We start from the raw sequence: 15,200 nt of genomic DNA, 5'->3' as shown, positions 1-15,200 counted from the left end.
ACGATGGCCTATTGTCTACGCGTCCCGTGGGCAAAGGGCAAGGGCGGGAGCCTTGTCCGCCGGGCGGGGACGGCCCGAACAGGGGGAAACCGGATCATGGAAGGAATGGACGACCGCATGCGATCCTTTGGGCGACACGGCGGGCCGGCAGCCAGACCGGCGCGGGGCGTGCCATGCTCACGGCCCTGACCTGCCTGGCCGCCGTGGCCGAGGCCCACGGCCTGGGCTGCGACCGGCGCTCCCTGGCCGACCGTTTCGGCCTGGGTGAGGCCGAGCCCGACACCGACACCTTGCTGGCCATGGCCGCCGCCGTGGGCCTCGACGCCACGGCCACGGTCATGGACGTGCGCGAAATGGCCAGGGACGGCCGTTTTCCGCTCATTGCCCGGCTGGCCAACGGCAATTCCGTGGTGGTTGTGGGCGTGCGCGAGGACGCGGACGCGTTCCGCGTGCGCGTGGCCGATCCGCTGGCCGCCACGCCCGGTTCCTTCGAGGTGGACGAGGAGGGCTTTTCCCGCAGCCACGCCGGGGAAGTCATCCTGGCCGTCCCGCGCCTGGCTCGCTTTGGGCTGCGCGCCCTGGCCATGGTCGGCCGGCACCACGGCCTGCCCCTGTCCCACGAGGGCCTGGCCCACGCCCACGGCTTCGATGCCGCCGAACCGACACCCGACGAGCTGGTCGCCGTGGCCCTCAAGGAAGGCCTCAAGGCCGAGGCGCGCCTGCTTTCCCCGGACGATCTGGCCGCACTCGGCGGGGCCTATCCGGTCCTGGCGGTCCTTGCCGACGACCGGGTGGTCATCCTGGCCGGCTGCCGCCGCGACGCGGCCGGGCTTGCCGTGGACGTGGTCGATCCCACCCGCCTGCCGCCCGTGCGCGAGACGGTGCCGTTGGCCACCTTCGCCGCCGGCTGGGACGGCCGGGCCATCCTTTTGCGCCGGTCCTACAGGCTGACCGACGAGAACCAGCCCTTCGGCCTGCGCTGGTTCGTTCCGGAGATCCTGCGCCACCGCAAGGAATTCACCGACGCGGCCGTGGCCGCGCTCATGCTCTACGTGCTGGCCCTGGCCATGCCCATCTATTTCCAGATCGTCATCGACAAAGTGCTCACCCACAAGGGCCTGTCCACCTTGCAGGTCCTCAGTTGCGGCATGCTCGTGGCCCTGGCCTTCGAGGCCGGGTTCACCTACCTGCGCGGCATCCTGGTGCTCCACGCCGCCTCGCGCATCGACATCCGGGTGGCCGGCCGCACTTTCGCCCGGCTGACCTCCCTGCCGCTGCGCTTTTTCGGCCAGTCTCGGGTGGGCGTACTCATCCAGCACATGCAGCAGGCCGACAAGATTCGGGAATTTCTCAGCGGCAAGCTCTTTTTCACGCTGCTCGATGCCCTGGCCCTGGTGGTCTTCATCCCGGTGCTTTTTTTCTACAGCGTGCCGCTGACCTTGCTCGTGCTGGGCTTAAGCGTCGTGCTCGGCGTCTTTCTGGCCGTGATCGTGCCCGTCCTGCGTGCCCGGCTGCTGACCCTCTACAAGGCCGAGGGCGACCGGCAGTCGTTTCTGGTGGAGACCATCCGGGGCATGGAGACGGTCAAGGCCCTGTCGCTGGAGCCCTCGCGGCGCCGGGGCTTCGAGGACGCGGCCGCCAGGGCCGTTTCCACGCGCTTTACCGTGGGGCGCATCGGCAATGCCGCCACGGCCGCCGTGGGCTTCCTGGAAAAGGTCATGATCCTGTGCATCCCCTGGATCGGCGTGTTCCTCGTCTTCGACGGCAGCCTGAGCGTGGGCGCGCTCATCGCCTTCCAGATGCTGGCCGGGCGTGTCACCCAGCCGCTGGTGCAGATCGTTTCCCTGGTCCAGGAGTACCAGGAGAAGGGGCTGGCCGTGAAAATGCTGGCCGCCATCATGAACGAGCCGCCCGAGCGGGCCGGTTCGGGCGAGGGGGTAAGGCCCAAACTGGCCGGCGAGGTGGTCTTCGACGCCGTGACCTTCCGCTACGGCCCGGACGCGGCCTCGCCGGCGGCGCTTTCCGGCCTGACGGTGCGTTTCGCGGCCGGCAAGATGATCGGCGTGGCCGGGCGCAGCGGCTCGGGTAAGTCGACGCTGGCCCGGCTCATCCAGGGCCTGTACCTGCCCACGGAAGGCGGCATCCGCTTCGACGGCCACGACCTGCGCGAATGCGACGTGGCCCACCTGCGCCGTCAGATCGGCGTGGTGCTCCAGGACAGTTTCCTTTTTTCCGGCACGGTGCGGGAAAACATCGCCATGGCCCGGCCGGGCGCGGCCATGGACGAGGTGGTCTGGGCGGCGCGGCTTTCCGGGGCCGAGGAGTTCATCCGGCGGCTGCCGCGCGGCTACGACACGGCGCTCGAGGAAAACGGCGCCAACCTGTCCGGCGGCCAGCGCCAGCGCCTGGCCATTGCCCGGGCGCTGTTGACCAACCCGCGCATCCTGATCCTCGACGAGGCCACTTCGGCCCTCGACGCCGAATCCGAGGCCATCGTCCAGGACAACATGGCCCGCATCGGCCAGGAGCGCACGACCATCGTCATCAGCCACCGCCTGTCCATGCTGGCTGGCGCCGACGCCATCCTGGTACTCGACGCCGGGCGCCTGGCCGATTATGGAACCCACGGCGAGCTGCTTTCACGCTGCGCCGTGTACCGCGACCTCTGGAACAGCCAGAACCGGCACGTCCTGCGGATGCCGGCCACAACACCGAACAAACTCCCCTGACCCCCCGTTAAAAAGTTTCGGGGAAGGAGGGGCGCGGGGAGGGAACTCTTCCCATTGCTGCGGGCCGCGTGGCCCGAGGGTTCCCTCCCCGCATTCCCGGAGTCTTCACCATGTCCATAGCGATCATCGGCGGCGGATTGGCCGGGTGCGAGTGCGCCCTGGCCTTGGCCCGGGCGGGCGTTGCGTCCACTCTTTTCGAGTGCAAGCCGGCGGTCTATTCCCCGGCCCATGTGAGCCCGAACCTGGCCGAGCTGGTGTGTTCCAATTCGCTGCGCTCCGACGAGCCGGTCACGGCCGTGGGGCTTTTAAAGGTCGAGATGGCCGAGCTTGGCAGCGCGGTCATCGCCGTCGCCCGGGAGACGGCCGTGCCGGCGGGCAAGGCGCTGGCCGTTGACCGCGAGCTTTTTTCCGCGGCCATGACGGCGCGCGTCGAGGCCGAGCCGCTGGTGACGCTCGTTCGCCGCGAGGTCATGAGCCTGTCCGATCCGGCCTTGGACGGCTTCGAGGCGGTGGTGGTGGCGGCCGGGCCGCTGGCCTCCGAACGGCTGGCGGCGAGCCTGGGCGAGGCCATCGGCGGCGAGAGCCTCTATTTCTACGACGCCATCGCGCCCATCGTGGCCACGGATTCCGTGGACATGGCGCAGGCTTTCTGGGCCTCGCGCTGGCAGGAGGGGGAGGGCGACTACCTCAACTGCCCGCTGGACGAGGCGCAGTACAAGGCCTTTTTGGCGGCGCTGCTCGGGGCGCGCAAGGTGCCGAGCCGGGAGTTCGAAAAGGAGCTCCATTTCGAGGGCTGCCTGCCCATCGAGGCCATGGCCGAGCGGGGCGAGCGCACCTTGACGTTCGGCCCCATGAAGCCGGTGGGCCTGACCGACCCGAGGACGGGCCGGCGGCCGTATGCGGTGGTGCAGTTGCGGCCGGAAAACGCCGAGCGTTCGACCATGAACCTGGTGGGGTTCCAGACGAAGCTGGCCTACGGCGAGCAGGAGCGGGTGTTTCGGCTGATCCCGGCCCTGCACGCGGCGCAATTCACGCGCCTGGGCAGCATCCACCGCAACACTTTCGTCAATGCGCCGAAGGTGTTGAGCGAGCGTCTGGAGCTTGTGGCCCGGCCTGGCGTCTATCTGGCCGGCCAGATCACGGGCGTGGAGGGCTATGTGGAGTCGGCGGCCTGCGGCCTGTGGCTGGGGGTGCAGTTGGGGGCGCGCCTGGCCAAGGGGATGGAGATTGTCCCGCCGCCGCGCGAGACGGCGCTCGGGGCGCTGCTCAATCATTTGCGCACGCCGGCCAAGAAGTTCCAGCCGAGCAACGTCAATTTCGGCCTGACGCCGCCCCTGGAGGAACGTATGAAGAAGGCGAACCGGAAGATGGCCTATCCGGAGCGGGCGTGGAAGGCGTGGGGGGAGTGGAAGGTCGTTAGTTGCTGTTATACATAGCTTAACAATTCGAAAACTTTTTCTAAATTTGAAATATAAAGAGATGGATTTGTCGAAATTTGTTCGATATCAATTCGACACGCAAAATTGATAAGTAGCGGGTCAGAATCATTGCATAAGGTTTTCCATTTTAATGAGTTTAGCATGGCCAACGCCTGGTCTACTTTGGGCTTGACATTTCTTCCTGCAACTTTCCTGTTTTGATATTCCTGTCTTGTTCTGTTAACTTTTAGCGATATAGTTTTGTCGGCTTCGTTTGGAATTAATGAAATGATCAAGCCGGTCTGCGAGGCAACAAACGGGCAGCATTGATCCGTATTCCATTTATATCTATTTGAAAAATTGCTACGGGCAAGGAGTTCTTCAGCGATCAATTCTGCAGAATTTATTTTGAAGCCATCATTTAAGGCTAATGTTAAGCGTTGCAGTTCGAGAGATATTTGGTTGACATCCCATCTTTGGTATTGCTTATCCTGCGTGGCGTTAAGGATTAGCCTTGCAAATCGATTGCCTATTGAAGTCCACTCATCTGTTGGTTTCGCTTTGCTTGCGGATATAAGTGTTTCTTCCCAGTCTTTGTGCTTGTGTTGGTCTGGAATGGGGTTAATCCCGGAAATCATATAATAGAATGTCATTCCAAGTCCAAAAGAATCAACGGCGGCATGGCGTGTTGAAACTCCTTTGATTGACTGGATTTGCTCTGGTGCAAGGAAGCCAAGTGATGAGGACCCATGAATTACAGAAAGTTCTGTTGAGCCTTTGTGCCAGGAAAGATCAAAATCTAAGACAACAACATCAAGATGGTCAGGGTCTGTGTAGTAGTCGCGCAGCATGATGTTTGTCGGGCGAATATCTCGATGTAAAACACGCTCAGGGAGGGAGTGAGCGCAGTGAATAAGTTCCGTAAGTTTTGCGGCTATCTCAATAATCTCTCCCCATGAAGTAATTTGTTTGCTTTCGATGACTTTTTTGAGGTCTGGGCCGTCGATCCAATCCATGACAACAAAAGCTGGAATTTCTGAGGCATCTTTATATTGCACCATCCCTTGGACATCGTGGCTACTCAGGATTTTCATTGAGCGTATGCCGCGTCGAAAACTGTTTAATAGCTCATGATCTCTTCTTATTTCCTCAAGGAGAATTTTTACAGCAAAAATATTTCCAGATTCGTCCGTTGCCTGATATACTTTGCCAAACGCACCTCGTCCTCGATATTTTGTTAATGTATAGTCAAAAAGTTTGTTCTTCCCTGGCCGGATATCTGTATACCAACTTCTGTAAATTGCTTCATCGTATTTCTCGCAAAAGTCAGCAAATGCTTTGTTTGACGACTCGGTGTTGTTGTTGATTATTAAGTTCGCATGGTAATTCAATATGACGCGTATATCATTTGCGTCGTAATTAACAACCTCGTTTGGGCAGGGGAGGAGGGGGGCGGACTTGCTGCTTTTCGTATGATAAACGACGGCGCTTAAGTTGTTGTCGTCGATGGGTATATATTTGTAAACTAAGTCTAAAAAATCACTTAGTTCTTCATGGTTTTCTGAAGAAGAATATCTGATGGTTCTTATTCCTGCGTTCTCTGCCCAAAGGTCTGTCTTTTGGTCTTGTCTATCTGTAATCCAGTAATGAGTTCCAGGGATGATGTTTTTTTGCATCAATCTTTGGAGGTGCCCTCCTGCGGCGATGTCGTCCGCGCTAATGCCAATGAAAAGTATAATATTGTTGGCTAGGCAAGACCGTACAAATGTGGTATAGCCAACATCTGCTAATAGTTTTGTTAAGTCGTCTTTTGTGAAAACCCAACTGGTGACATCGTCAAATGTTCCATGTAGGTTTGCTATGAATGGTTTTGGGTCTTGTAGTACTTGTAGCATTTCCCCGCATTTTTTTCCTGATAACTCATTTATTGTTGCTCGCTGTGTTTTAAACAGGGCGAACGATCGCGTGGCAAGTTTGTCGATATTTAAATTTATGAAGCCACGTGGTCTAAGTTTCCATAACTGAGTATAGAGTGGTGGAGGTGGAATGCTCTCGGCAAGGGTGAGGGCGCTTTTGATGGTTTCCCTATAAGAGGTTTGTCCGATTAGGTCTTTTAGACGTTGAAATACTACCCAATTATTCTCTTCTTTTTTGATATTTTCGATCTTATTCCTGCATGTTGTAGCGTCATCAGTGCAAAAGGATTCAGCTTTTCGTAAGGCGCAATTTATTAAATTTTCTCTTAGCGAGTTCCAGGTTGGCAAACCGCCCGATGCACTTATTCCTGAGCCTGCCCATATTACTAAACTGCCTGTCCTCTCTTTCACTACGTCTCTGAACGCGATGTAGGAATCCTGGTTTGTATTAAACATATTGGGCAGTCCTTATTGTTAGCTGCTCTATTTTATTTTGCAATTTGATATAAGTCAATAGCTATTCATGTTTCGACCTGCTCCAAAATCAACTCCACCCCATACCGCTCCCGCGCAGCCTGCTTCATAACCTCCACGACAGCCAGGATATCCTGGCCCGTCGCGCCGCCGGCGTTGACGATGATGCCGCCGTGGCGGGGGGAGATTTGGGCGCCGCCGATGCGGAAACCTTTGAGGCCCGCTTCCTCCATGATGACGCCGACCGGCGGCGCGCCCTCGGGGCGGCGAAACACACTGCCGGCGCTGGGCTTGTCATAGGGCAGCCTGGAACGGCGCAGTTTGCCGATGCGGCCCATCTCGGCCAAAATTGCCGCCCGGTCGCCAGGCGCAAGGCGCAGGCGCACCGACACGATCACCACGTCCGTGCCCTGGAAGGCCGTGGTGCGGTAGGTCGGGCGGCAGTCGTCGCGCGACAGCGTGCCCAGCCTGTCCGCCGCCGGCTCGTAGACCGCAACCGACACGACGCCGTCGTAAAACGACGCCCCGTAGGCGCCGGCATTCATGAAGGCCGCGCCGCCGACACTGCCCGGGATGTCCCACAGGCGTTCCAGGCCCGAAAGCCCGGCCCTGGCCGCCGCGCGGCAGACATCGCGCAGCCGCGCCCCGGCCCCGGCCCGCACTTCGCGGCCGTCCACGACGATGCCCGGCTCCAGGCGGCGCGTGCACACGAAGCGATGGCGCGCGTCATAGTACTTGCCGGCCAGGATCACGTTGCAGCCGTGTCCGAGCATGTGCACGGCCTGCCCGGCCGCCGGCCGCATGGCCTCGCGCAGTTCCTCGACGGTTGCCGGAAACAGGCAGCAGGCCGCATAGGCCTCCACCCGGTAGGAATTGAGCTCCGTCAAACTGATCCAGCCGTCATGCATCCGTCTTTCCTCTCCACCAAACCGACCGTGGGGCCGTTTCCCGGGCGGCGTCCGCGTCGCCCGGAAAACGGCCCCACCAGCGAGGGGGTCCGGGGGGCATCATGCCCCCCGGCCGCCGGAGGCATCTTTCTCTTCCTCCCTCCACCCTACACCACGAACCCCAGCGCCTTGGCCAGCTCGGCCGTGGGGCCGGCGAAGGGGCGGCGCTCCCACAGGGCGTTCTGGGCCGGCCACCAGTCGGGGTGCAGGTCCAGGTCGGCGGCGCGTTGGATCAGCCGGGCCAGCTTGCGGCAATCCGGGTCCGGTTCGGCCAGGCGCCGGGCCGTCTCGTCGGAAAGCCGCGCCTCGAGCGCCGCCTTGACCGGCGAATTGCGCCCGGCTTCGAGCAGGAAAAGCCGCAGCAGGGCGGCGTTTTTCTCGGGAAGCGGCAAATCGAACACGTCGTGCCAGACCAGCCCCGGCCACAGCGGCAGCCACAGCGTGGCCAGGTTGAGGGTGTGCTGGGCCTCCTGCAATTCGGTCACGAGGCGGCGGGCCGTGGCCGCCCTGGAAAGCGTGGCGGCAAACCAGGTTTCCTCGTTGTGCCGGGCAAACGCGTCGGCCAGGGACTGGCGCTTGTTGACGGGCAGGCGCACGTCGCGCAGGCAAAAGCCTTCCTCAAGACCGCCGGGGGCGACCAGGCTCAGGCAGCCGTCATAGGGATCGGCCGTGACGGCCGGCCGGTAGCGCACGGCGTAGGCCTCGACGGCGGTCTCCAGGGCGTAGCGGATGCTGGCCGTGCCCGGCCGGGCGCCGTCCTCGGGATCGTCCAGGCGAACGGCCACGGTCACGCCCGGCCAGACGGCCTCGGCCGACTCCCCGGACGGCGGCAGCCGGCCCTCCAGGGTCAGGTGCAGCATCGCCTGGGAAACGAGCGACTTGGGCGTCTCGCGGCGCGGGCGCACCAGGTTGTCCCAGATGTCGCGGCCGGTGCCCATCTCGGGATCGTTGGAGCGGGCCTCGGCCAGGATGGCCGTCATTTCCGGCTCGGGATCGGCCATGCCCGTGCCTCGGGCCAGCTCCATGGCCCGGCAGACGAAGGTCAGGGAGTTTACCGGCTCCAGCCGCGAAATCTCGTCGAAAAACCAGGCGCAACTGGCAAACGACGACAGCCCCCAGGCCTGCATGGATAGCAGTTTCCAGGCGACGCCCCGGCCGGCGGCCGGCAGTTTCGCCGCGAAATGGGCGGCCTCGAAGGCCTCGGCCGTCATGCTCCCGGCCAGGACCCGGCCATAGGCGACAAGCGCCTTTCTGGCGTCGGCGAAAAGGGGACCGCCCACGGCGAAGAAATGGGCGTCCAGGAGGGTCTTGAGGAGGTTCAGGGCCTTGCGCAAGGGCGCGCGCCATTGCTGGTTGTAGCCCGGGTGCCCGCCCGTGGTGCAGCCGCAGTCCGAGCGCCAGCGCTCCACGCCGTGGGCGCAGCTCCAGGCCGAGGCTTCGCGGATGCGCACGAACCGGCGCGGCGGATCGGCGGCCAAAAACGCGGCATAGTTGGTCAGGGTGATGCCGTCGCGGCCGCTGCGGGCCTGGTCCAGGACGTAGGCCAGGGCCATCTCGCCGAAGGTGAAATGGTGGCCGTAGGTTTCGCCGTCCGTGGCCAGGGACAGCAGGCCCTGGCCGGTCGCGCCGGACAGGCGGCGGAAAAACTGCTCGCCGTCGGCCAGCAGGCGCTCGAAGGCCACGGCCTGGGACAGGGGGCCGTGGTAGAAGAAAACGGCCATGGGCCGGCCGGACGGCAGCAGCACCGTGTAGGGCCGGCGGATGTCGAGGCTTCCCGCGTCCACGCCGCGCCAGGCCTTGCCGTCGTCGCTGACCGCCTCGGCCTGGGACGGGGCCAGGATGGTGAAGGCGATGCCGGCGGCAGCGAGCACTTCCAGGGTCGGCGTGTCCACGGCCGTCTCGGCCAGCCACATGCCTTCCGGCGCCCGGCCGAAGCGGGCCGTGAAATCGGCCACGGCCCAGGCCACTTCCAGCTCCTTGTCCAGGTCCGAGGCCAGGGGCAGGATGACGTGGTGATAGACTTGGGCCAGGGCGTTGCCGTGGCCCAGGCGGGCCAGGCTCTTGCGGTCGGCCTCCAGGATGCGGGCGTAGGTCTCCGGGGCCGAGCGGGCCATCCAGGAGAGCAGGGTCGGCCCGACGTTGAAGCTCATCCATTCGTAGCAGGAAAGCAGCTCCAGGATGTGGCCGGCGCCGTCGAGGCGCCTGGCCCGGGCCATGGGCGCGTAGGACTCGCGGCAGATGCGTTCGTTCCAGTGGCGGCTCGGGGCGGCGCTGCCTTCGGGCAGGATGTGGCCGAGCCAGGGGTCTTCGCGGGGGGGCTGGTAGAAATGGCCGTGGATGCACAAGGCGCGGTCCATGTCCGGGCTACTCCTCTCCGTTTGGGCGTTCGATGCGGTTTGTTGCGCTATCCGGGTCGGCGAAGATCTTTTCGTCCAACCGCAAAAGCGCCTTTTGCGCGATGCGGGCCTCGCGGCGGCGCAGCAGCGACGCGTCCACGTAATGCACTTCCATGGGCCCGACCTTGGGCCGGGTCAGGGCGATGGAAATACCGGGCCAGGTCCACAGGTGGACCGTGCCGCCGTCCTCGCCGGTGCGGTCGCTCGGCGGGCCGTACTTGGCGGCGTAGGCCGAAAGCACCCGTTCGTAGTCCTTTTGCGGGGCATCGCCCGATGGCGTGATGACCAGCGTCACGCCGGTCAGGCGGTCCTCGTCGTAGCCGTAGAGCACGCTGGTCAGGGGAATGTCGCCGAGGCCCAGCCGTTCGTCGGCGCGGCGGTAGTATTTGCGGCCCCGGTGGGTGTAGAGGTACTCGCCGGTGGGCAGCGACCGGGGAGCGGAGCCGAAGGCCGCGCCGCGAAAGGACCGGGGCGGCTCGCCCTTGGAAAAGATGCGCAGCCCGCCCGAAAGCGACGGCGGCGCGCCCGAGCCGGCCTCGGCCTTGGCCACCTCGGCCAGGATGGCGGCGTCGGCGTAGCGCACGGCCACCCCGCCGGCCTCCATGTCGCGGGTGAGCGCGATCTGCGCCTCGGGCCAGCTCCAGACGAGCTCCTCCTCGAGCGTGCCCGGGATGGTCCGGGGCGGGCCGTACTTGGTCTGGTAGGCCCGGCGCAGCGCCTCGAAATCCTCGGCGTTCTCGGCCCGCATGACCACGGTGAAAAACCGGTCGCCAAAAAAGCCGTAGAGGATGTCCGACAGGCGCATCTCCCCGAGTTCCAGGTTGTCGCCCTGGCGGCGGTAATAGACGGCCGCCCCCTCCTGATAGGCCTGGACGAGCCCGGGCACGGACGGGCGCTCGCGGCCGAAGCGCAAGCCCCGGAAGCCGATGGGGCCGCGTTTGCGGATGTCCTCGGCCGACTGCCAGACCTCGCGCTCGTCCCGGGACAGCTCCGGCAGGTAGACGTAGTCCACCACCGTGTCGCCGTCGCGGGCGAAATGGGACAGGCTCACGGTCAGGGTCGGCAGCCGCCAGACGAGGCGGATGATGCCCGGGGCGCCCTCGCGCACCGGATGGCCGTACTTGGCCTCGTAGGCGGCGACGAGCCCGGCCAGGCCCTGGCAGCCGGTCAGGGTCAGGCGCACGAAAAAAAGCGCCCCGCGCGAGAAGCCGTAGCGGATGTCGGTTGGGCAGTCCTCGCCGAGGACCGGTTTTTCGTCCGAGCGGCGGTAGAAATCGGTTTCGCCGAAGCTGGCCGTTCGTTCCAGGCCCGGCACGTCGGCGGGGGCGGCGCCGAAGGGGATGCCGCGAAATTCCGCCGGTTTTTGCGGGGCCGGGCCGGCCAAAAGGCCTGACGGCAGGACAAGCAGGGCGCCAAGCGCCATGGCCGCCAATCGTCGTGCCCCGGTCATGGCCCGCCCGCCTACCTGGCCAGCCGTTTGCCGATGCGCCGGGCCATTTCCCGCAGGCTCTCGGCCAGCCGTCCCACTTCGTCGCGGCAGGAAACCGCGAGCTTGCCCGTCACGCGCCCATCGGCCAGGTCCCGGGCGAAAAAGGCGCAGCGCCGCACCGGCAGGCCCAGGGCCATGGCCACGCCCACAGCGAAAACCGCGCCCACGGCCAGGATGCCCCAGGCGGCGGCCAGAAGCGTCAGGCGCGAGCCGCGCAGGGCACCGGCCAAAGCGCCGGCGTCGCCGGCGGCCTCGGCCAGGGAGGCGCCGCCGAGCTGGGTGGCGGCGGCAAGCGAAGCCCGTTCCGCTTCGAGGATCTGCCGGCCGGTGGCCCGCAGCGCCTCCCAGTCGGTCAGCAGGCTGGTTACGGCCTGGCGGTAGTCGGCCAGGGCGGCGAAGGCGGGGCTCAAGCGCCTGGCGTCGTCGTCGGAGCCGGCCCGGGCGTCGCGCAGGGCGGCCTCGGCCGCGTCGAAGCGGGCCGTGGCCTCGGCGAGCTTGCCGGGGTCGCGGCCGGCCCGGGCGGTTTCGGCGGCCTGGGCCACGTCGCGGCCGGCGGCCTGGGCGGCCTGGGCGATCTTCAGGCGCTTGGCGTGCTGGCGCAGGGGCTCGGGCTGGGGGTATTTGGCGGCCAGTTCCTTGTCCCACTGGGCAGTCTTCTGGTCGATGTAGGCGGCCACGGCCCCGGTATAGGTTTCGGCGGCCCGGCTCAGGGCCTGGCGGTCGGCTTCCAGGCGTTCGTTGCCGACCACCGAGGCCTCGGCGGCCTTCTTGTAGGCGTCGAGGAAGTAGCCGATCTTTTCGGCCTCGGCGGCCAGGGATTCCATGCCCGGCCGCGAGGCGGCCTCGCGGGCGTCGTGCAGGGCGTCGGCGGCCTTGGCCAGGTCTTTCTTGGCCCGCTCCAGGGCGTCGCGGTCGGCGGTCAGGGCGTAGCCCCGGATGGCCTGGGCGGCCAGCAGGAGCTGGCGTTCCACGGCCACGGCCAGGTCGGCCCGGGGCAGCCTGGCGGTTTCCAGGGCCCTGGAACGGTCGGCCAGGGCGTCGAGGCGCGAGACGGCGAAAAGCCCCAGCAGCAGCGCGGCCAGGGCCGGAAGCAAGACGGCCACGGCGATCTTGGCGGAAAAAAGCGGAAACCTCATGCCGGTGCGTCCTTTGGTTGAGGATGCGGCACGGGGGCGACGGGAAACGGCCTGCCGGGCTCCCGAGCGTCAGGGACACTCCATACCGGGTATTGCCGCGAAATCAAAGGGTCTGTCCAGGGGGTTTCCCGGCGGCGGCTCCCTGGGCGGCGCGCGGCCCGGGGCCAGGCGGCCCTTGGGGATGGTGCTCCGTCGGGGGCGGACAGCCCGCCGGGGGGGCGGGGCGCAGGAGCCGGCCGGGCGGCCGGCCGGCTCCGCCGGGCAGCATCAGCCGAAACGGCCGGTGATGTAGTCCTCGGTCTGCTTCTGGGCCGGCCGGGTGAAGATGGTCTCGGTGGCGTCGACCTCGATGAGCTTGCCCATGTAGAAAAAGGCGGTGCGGTCCGAGACGCGGGCCGCCTGCTGCATGCTGTGGGTGACGATGATGATGGTGAAATTGCGCTTGAGCTCGTGGATGAGCTCCTCGATCTTCTGGGTGGCGATGGGGTCCAGCGCCGAGGCCGGTTCGTCCATGAGCAGGACCTCGGGCTCGATGGCCAGGGCCCGGGCGATGCACAGCCGCTGCTGCTGGCCGCCGGACAGGCCCAGGGCCGAGTCGTGGATGCGGTCTTTGACCTCGTCGAACAGGGCCGAGGCCTTGAGGCTTTTTTCCACCTGCTGGGAGATGTAGGTGTTGTCGCGCACGCCGCCCACGCGCAGGCCGTAGGCCACGTTCTCGAAGATGGTCTTGGGGAAGGGGTTGGGCTTTTGGAAGACCATGCCCACCCGGCGGCGCAGTTCGACCACGTCCAGGCCCGCGGCGTAGATGTGCTCGCCGTCGAGGGTCAGCTCGCCCTCGACGCGGGTGCCGGGGATGAGGTCGTTCATGCGGTTTAAGCACCGCAGGAAGGTCGACTTGCCGCAGCCCGAGGGGCCGATCAGCGCCGTGACCTGCTGCTCGTTGACGGTCAGGTGGATGTCCTGCAGGGCCTTGAACCGGCCGTAGTAGAAGTTCAGGTTGGCGGCGGCCATTTTGACGGTGTCGGGCATGGGGCGTTCCTTTTCGTGCGTCGCCGGTGTCGCGGGATCGTTGTTGCGGGCCTATCCTGCCGAAGCGGTGTGGATGTTTCGTGACGATTGCGTCGATGGTCCGAGACAAGCCGCTGCCTCGTGTCGCGTCCTCGAAGAGGATATTTGCTCGTTCAAATACAACATGCAGGAATAATTATTTTTTCTTAAAAAATACGATCGTATTTTTTAAGGGGCGCAACTAGGCCTCGGATTGCGGCCGGCGGGTGAGGTTCAAGGTGAAGTGGAAGGCCGCCCCGGTCATCTCGCCCCGGGCCCGGTCGACCCAGACGCGGCCGCCGTGGCGCTCCACGATATGCTTGACGATGGCCAGCCCCAGCCCCGTGCTGCCGGGCGTTTTGGAGCGGTGGCGCTCCACCCGGTAGAAGCGTTCGAACACGCGCTGGCGCTCCTCGGGCGGGATGCCCGGCCCCTGGTCGAGCACGCCGAAGGTGACGGTTTCGCCGCCGGCATCCGGGCTGGCCGTCAGGACGATGCGCGTGCCCTCGGGGGCGAAGCGGGTGGCGTTTTCCAGCAGGTTGCGCCAGACCTGGGTGAGCTGGCCGGTGTCGCAGCGCACGGCCAGTTCCTCCCCGGGCAGGCGGTTGTCGAAGGCCAGGCCCTTGGCCTCGGCCAGGGGCTCGCATTCGCGCATGGCCTCGGCCAGGGCGGCGGCGGCATTGGCCGTGGGCGCGGCCCCGGCCTGGCCCTTGGCCCCGCCGGCCCCCTCGGGCTGTTCCTCCAGGCGGGCCAGGGTGAGGATGTCGTCCACCATCTTGGACATGTGATTGGCGTTTTTGAGGATCACGTCGAGAAAACGGCGCTTTTCCGGGGCGAGCTCCGGGGCGGCGGACAGCAGCGTCTCGGCGTAGCCCTTAATGGAGGTCAGGGGCGTGCGCATCTCGTGGGTGACGTTGGCGGCGAAATCGCGCCGTACCCGGGAGAGCCGGCGCATTTCGGACACGTCGTGGAACACCAGCACCGCGCCGTGGTCGGCCCGGGTGTCGGCCGGCCCCTGGGCCAGGCGCACCAGGGAGACCTCGTAGAAGCGGCCCGGGGTGAGTTCCACCTCCAGGGCGGCGGCGGGCGGGGATTCGCCGGTGCGGTCGCCAAGCAGCCGGTCGCAGGCCAGTTGCAGTTCCGGGCTCGGGGCCGCCTCGATGGGCCGGCGGCCGAGCACCTCGCCCGTGACCGGAACGATGCGCCGCAGGGCCGGGTTGGCCACCCGGATGCGGCCGGCGGCGTCGAGGACCATCACCCCTTCGCGCATGCCGTCGAGAATGGCTTCGAGCTGGGTCTTCTGGTCGGTGATGGTGGCGATGTGGGATTCGATGCGCCGGGCCATGTGGTTGACGGCCTCGGCCAGGGCGGTGAACTCGGCGCCCGGGGAAAGGTGGAGCCGGCGGCGGAAGTCGCCGTCGCCGATGGCCCGGGCCACGGCGATGACCTCGGCCAGGGAGCGGGCCAGGCGCCGGCCGATGATGAAAAAGATCAGGCCGGCCAGGGCCAGGCCGACGGCGAGGGGCAGCAGGCGGTCGACCCGTTGGGGGCCGGCGGGGAGCAGTTCGGCCACGGCCAAGCTGGCGGCCGTCACGGCCAGGCCCACGCCCGCGGCCCGCAGCCCCAGGCTGGCGACAGCGGTCACGTC

The 15,200-nt window shown here is 65.5% G+C and carries 9 protein-coding genes; 2 read left to right on the top strand and 7 right to left on the bottom strand.

What is annotated here, in order from left to right; all coding sequences use genetic code 11:
- The first annotated feature begins 173 nt into the window (after positions 1 to 173).
- On the top strand, positions 174 to 2,729 hold the full coding sequence (locus tag ACP59X_RS22600) for an ABC transporter transmembrane domain-containing protein (protein WP_428562895.1): 2,556 nt from the start codon (positions 174 to 176) through the stop codon (positions 2,727 to 2,729).
- A 110-nt stretch (positions 2,730 to 2,839) separates the two neighbouring features.
- A complete protein-coding gene (gene trmFO / locus ACP59X_RS22595; protein WP_428562893.1) occupies positions 2,840 to 4,165 on the top strand; it encodes a methylenetetrahydrofolate--tRNA-(uracil(54)-C(5))-methyltransferase (FADH(2)-oxidizing) TrmFO in 1,326 nt (441 codons plus the stop codon).
- Here the strand turns inward: trmFO and ACP59X_RS22590 are convergent.
- The 7 genes from ACP59X_RS22590 to ACP59X_RS22560 form a co-directional block, all read right to left on the bottom strand.
- The gene (locus ACP59X_RS22590; protein WP_428562891.1) at positions 4,156 to 6,519 is read right to left on the bottom strand and encodes a protein kinase domain-containing protein; all 2,364 of its coding nucleotides are present in this window, start codon (positions 6,517 to 6,519) and stop codon (positions 4,156 to 4,158) included. The genes trmFO and ACP59X_RS22590 overlap by 10 nt on opposite strands.
- A gap of 65 nt (positions 6,520 to 6,584) precedes the next feature.
- Positions 6,585 to 7,445: a UDP-N-acetylmuramate dehydrogenase gene (gene murB, locus ACP59X_RS22585; protein WP_428562889.1), complete on the bottom strand. Its 861-nt coding sequence runs from the start codon at positions 7,443 to 7,445 to the stop codon at positions 6,585 to 6,587.
- A 146-nt stretch (positions 7,446 to 7,591) separates the two neighbouring features.
- The gene (locus ACP59X_RS22580) at positions 7,592 to 9,841 is read right to left on the bottom strand and encodes a DUF3536 domain-containing protein (RefSeq protein ID WP_428562887.1); all 2,250 of its coding nucleotides are present in this window, start codon (positions 9,839 to 9,841) and stop codon (positions 7,592 to 7,594) included.
- A gap of 7 nt (positions 9,842 to 9,848) precedes the next feature.
- Positions 9,849 to 11,330, bottom strand: coding sequence for a hypothetical protein (locus ACP59X_RS22575; RefSeq protein ID WP_428562885.1), 1,482 nt, complete (start codon positions 11,328 to 11,330; stop codon positions 9,849 to 9,851).
- An 11-nt stretch (positions 11,331 to 11,341) separates the two neighbouring features.
- Positions 11,342 to 12,505 carry a methyl-accepting chemotaxis protein gene (locus ACP59X_RS22570; RefSeq protein WP_428562883.1) on the bottom strand — a complete coding sequence of 388 codons (1,164 nt, stop codon included), beginning with the start codon at positions 12,503 to 12,505 and terminating at the stop codon, positions 11,342 to 11,344.
- Positions 12,506 to 12,772: 267 nt separating this feature from the next.
- Complete coding sequence (pstB, locus tag ACP59X_RS22565) at positions 12,773 to 13,534, bottom strand: phosphate ABC transporter ATP-binding protein PstB (protein ID WP_428562881.1); 762 nt, start codon at positions 13,532 to 13,534, stop codon at positions 12,773 to 12,775.
- A gap of 220 nt (positions 13,535 to 13,754) precedes the next feature.
- On the bottom strand, positions 13,755 to 15,197 hold the full coding sequence (locus ACP59X_RS22560; protein ID WP_428562879.1) for a HAMP domain-containing sensor histidine kinase: 1,443 nt from the start codon (positions 15,195 to 15,197) through the stop codon (positions 13,755 to 13,757).
- Positions 15,198 to 15,200: the final 3 nt, after the last annotated feature.

Source organism: Solidesulfovibrio sp. DCME (assembly GCF_049995385.1).
In the GTDB taxonomy this organism is placed as follows: Bacteria; Desulfobacterota; Desulfovibrionia; order Desulfovibrionales; family Desulfovibrionaceae; genus Solidesulfovibrio.
The sequence above is the reverse complement of the archived record's forward strand: the minus strand, read 5'-3'. Positions and strand labels throughout refer to the sequence as shown.

Bases quoted from the DNA above. Each gene is read 5' to 3' on its own strand.
- pstB (WP_428562881.1), bottom strand. From the start codon at position 13,534: ATGCCCGACACCGTCAAAATGGCCGCCGCCAACCTGAACTTCTACTAC.
- ACP59X_RS22580 (WP_428562887.1), bottom strand. From the start codon at position 9,841: ATGGACCGCGCCTTGTGCATCCACGGCCATTTCTACCAGCCCCCCCGC.
- ACP59X_RS22570 (WP_428562883.1), bottom strand. From the start codon at position 12,505: ATGAGGTTTCCGCTTTTTTCCGCCAAGATCGCCGTGGCCGTCTTGCTT.
- ACP59X_RS22590 (WP_428562891.1), bottom strand. From the start codon at position 6,519: ATGTTTAATACAAACCAGGATTCCTACATCGCGTTCAGAGACGTAGTG.
- ACP59X_RS22575 (WP_428562885.1), bottom strand. From the start codon at position 11,330: ATGACCGGGGCACGACGATTGGCGGCCATGGCGCTTGGCGCCCTGCTT.
- trmFO (WP_428562893.1), top strand. From the start codon at position 2,840: ATGTCCATAGCGATCATCGGCGGCGGATTGGCCGGGTGCGAGTGCGCC.
- murB (WP_428562889.1), bottom strand. From the start codon at position 7,445: ATGCATGACGGCTGGATCAGTTTGACGGAGCTCAATTCCTACCGGGTG.
- ACP59X_RS22600 (WP_428562895.1), top strand. From the start codon at position 174: ATGCTCACGGCCCTGACCTGCCTGGCCGCCGTGGCCGAGGCCCACGGC.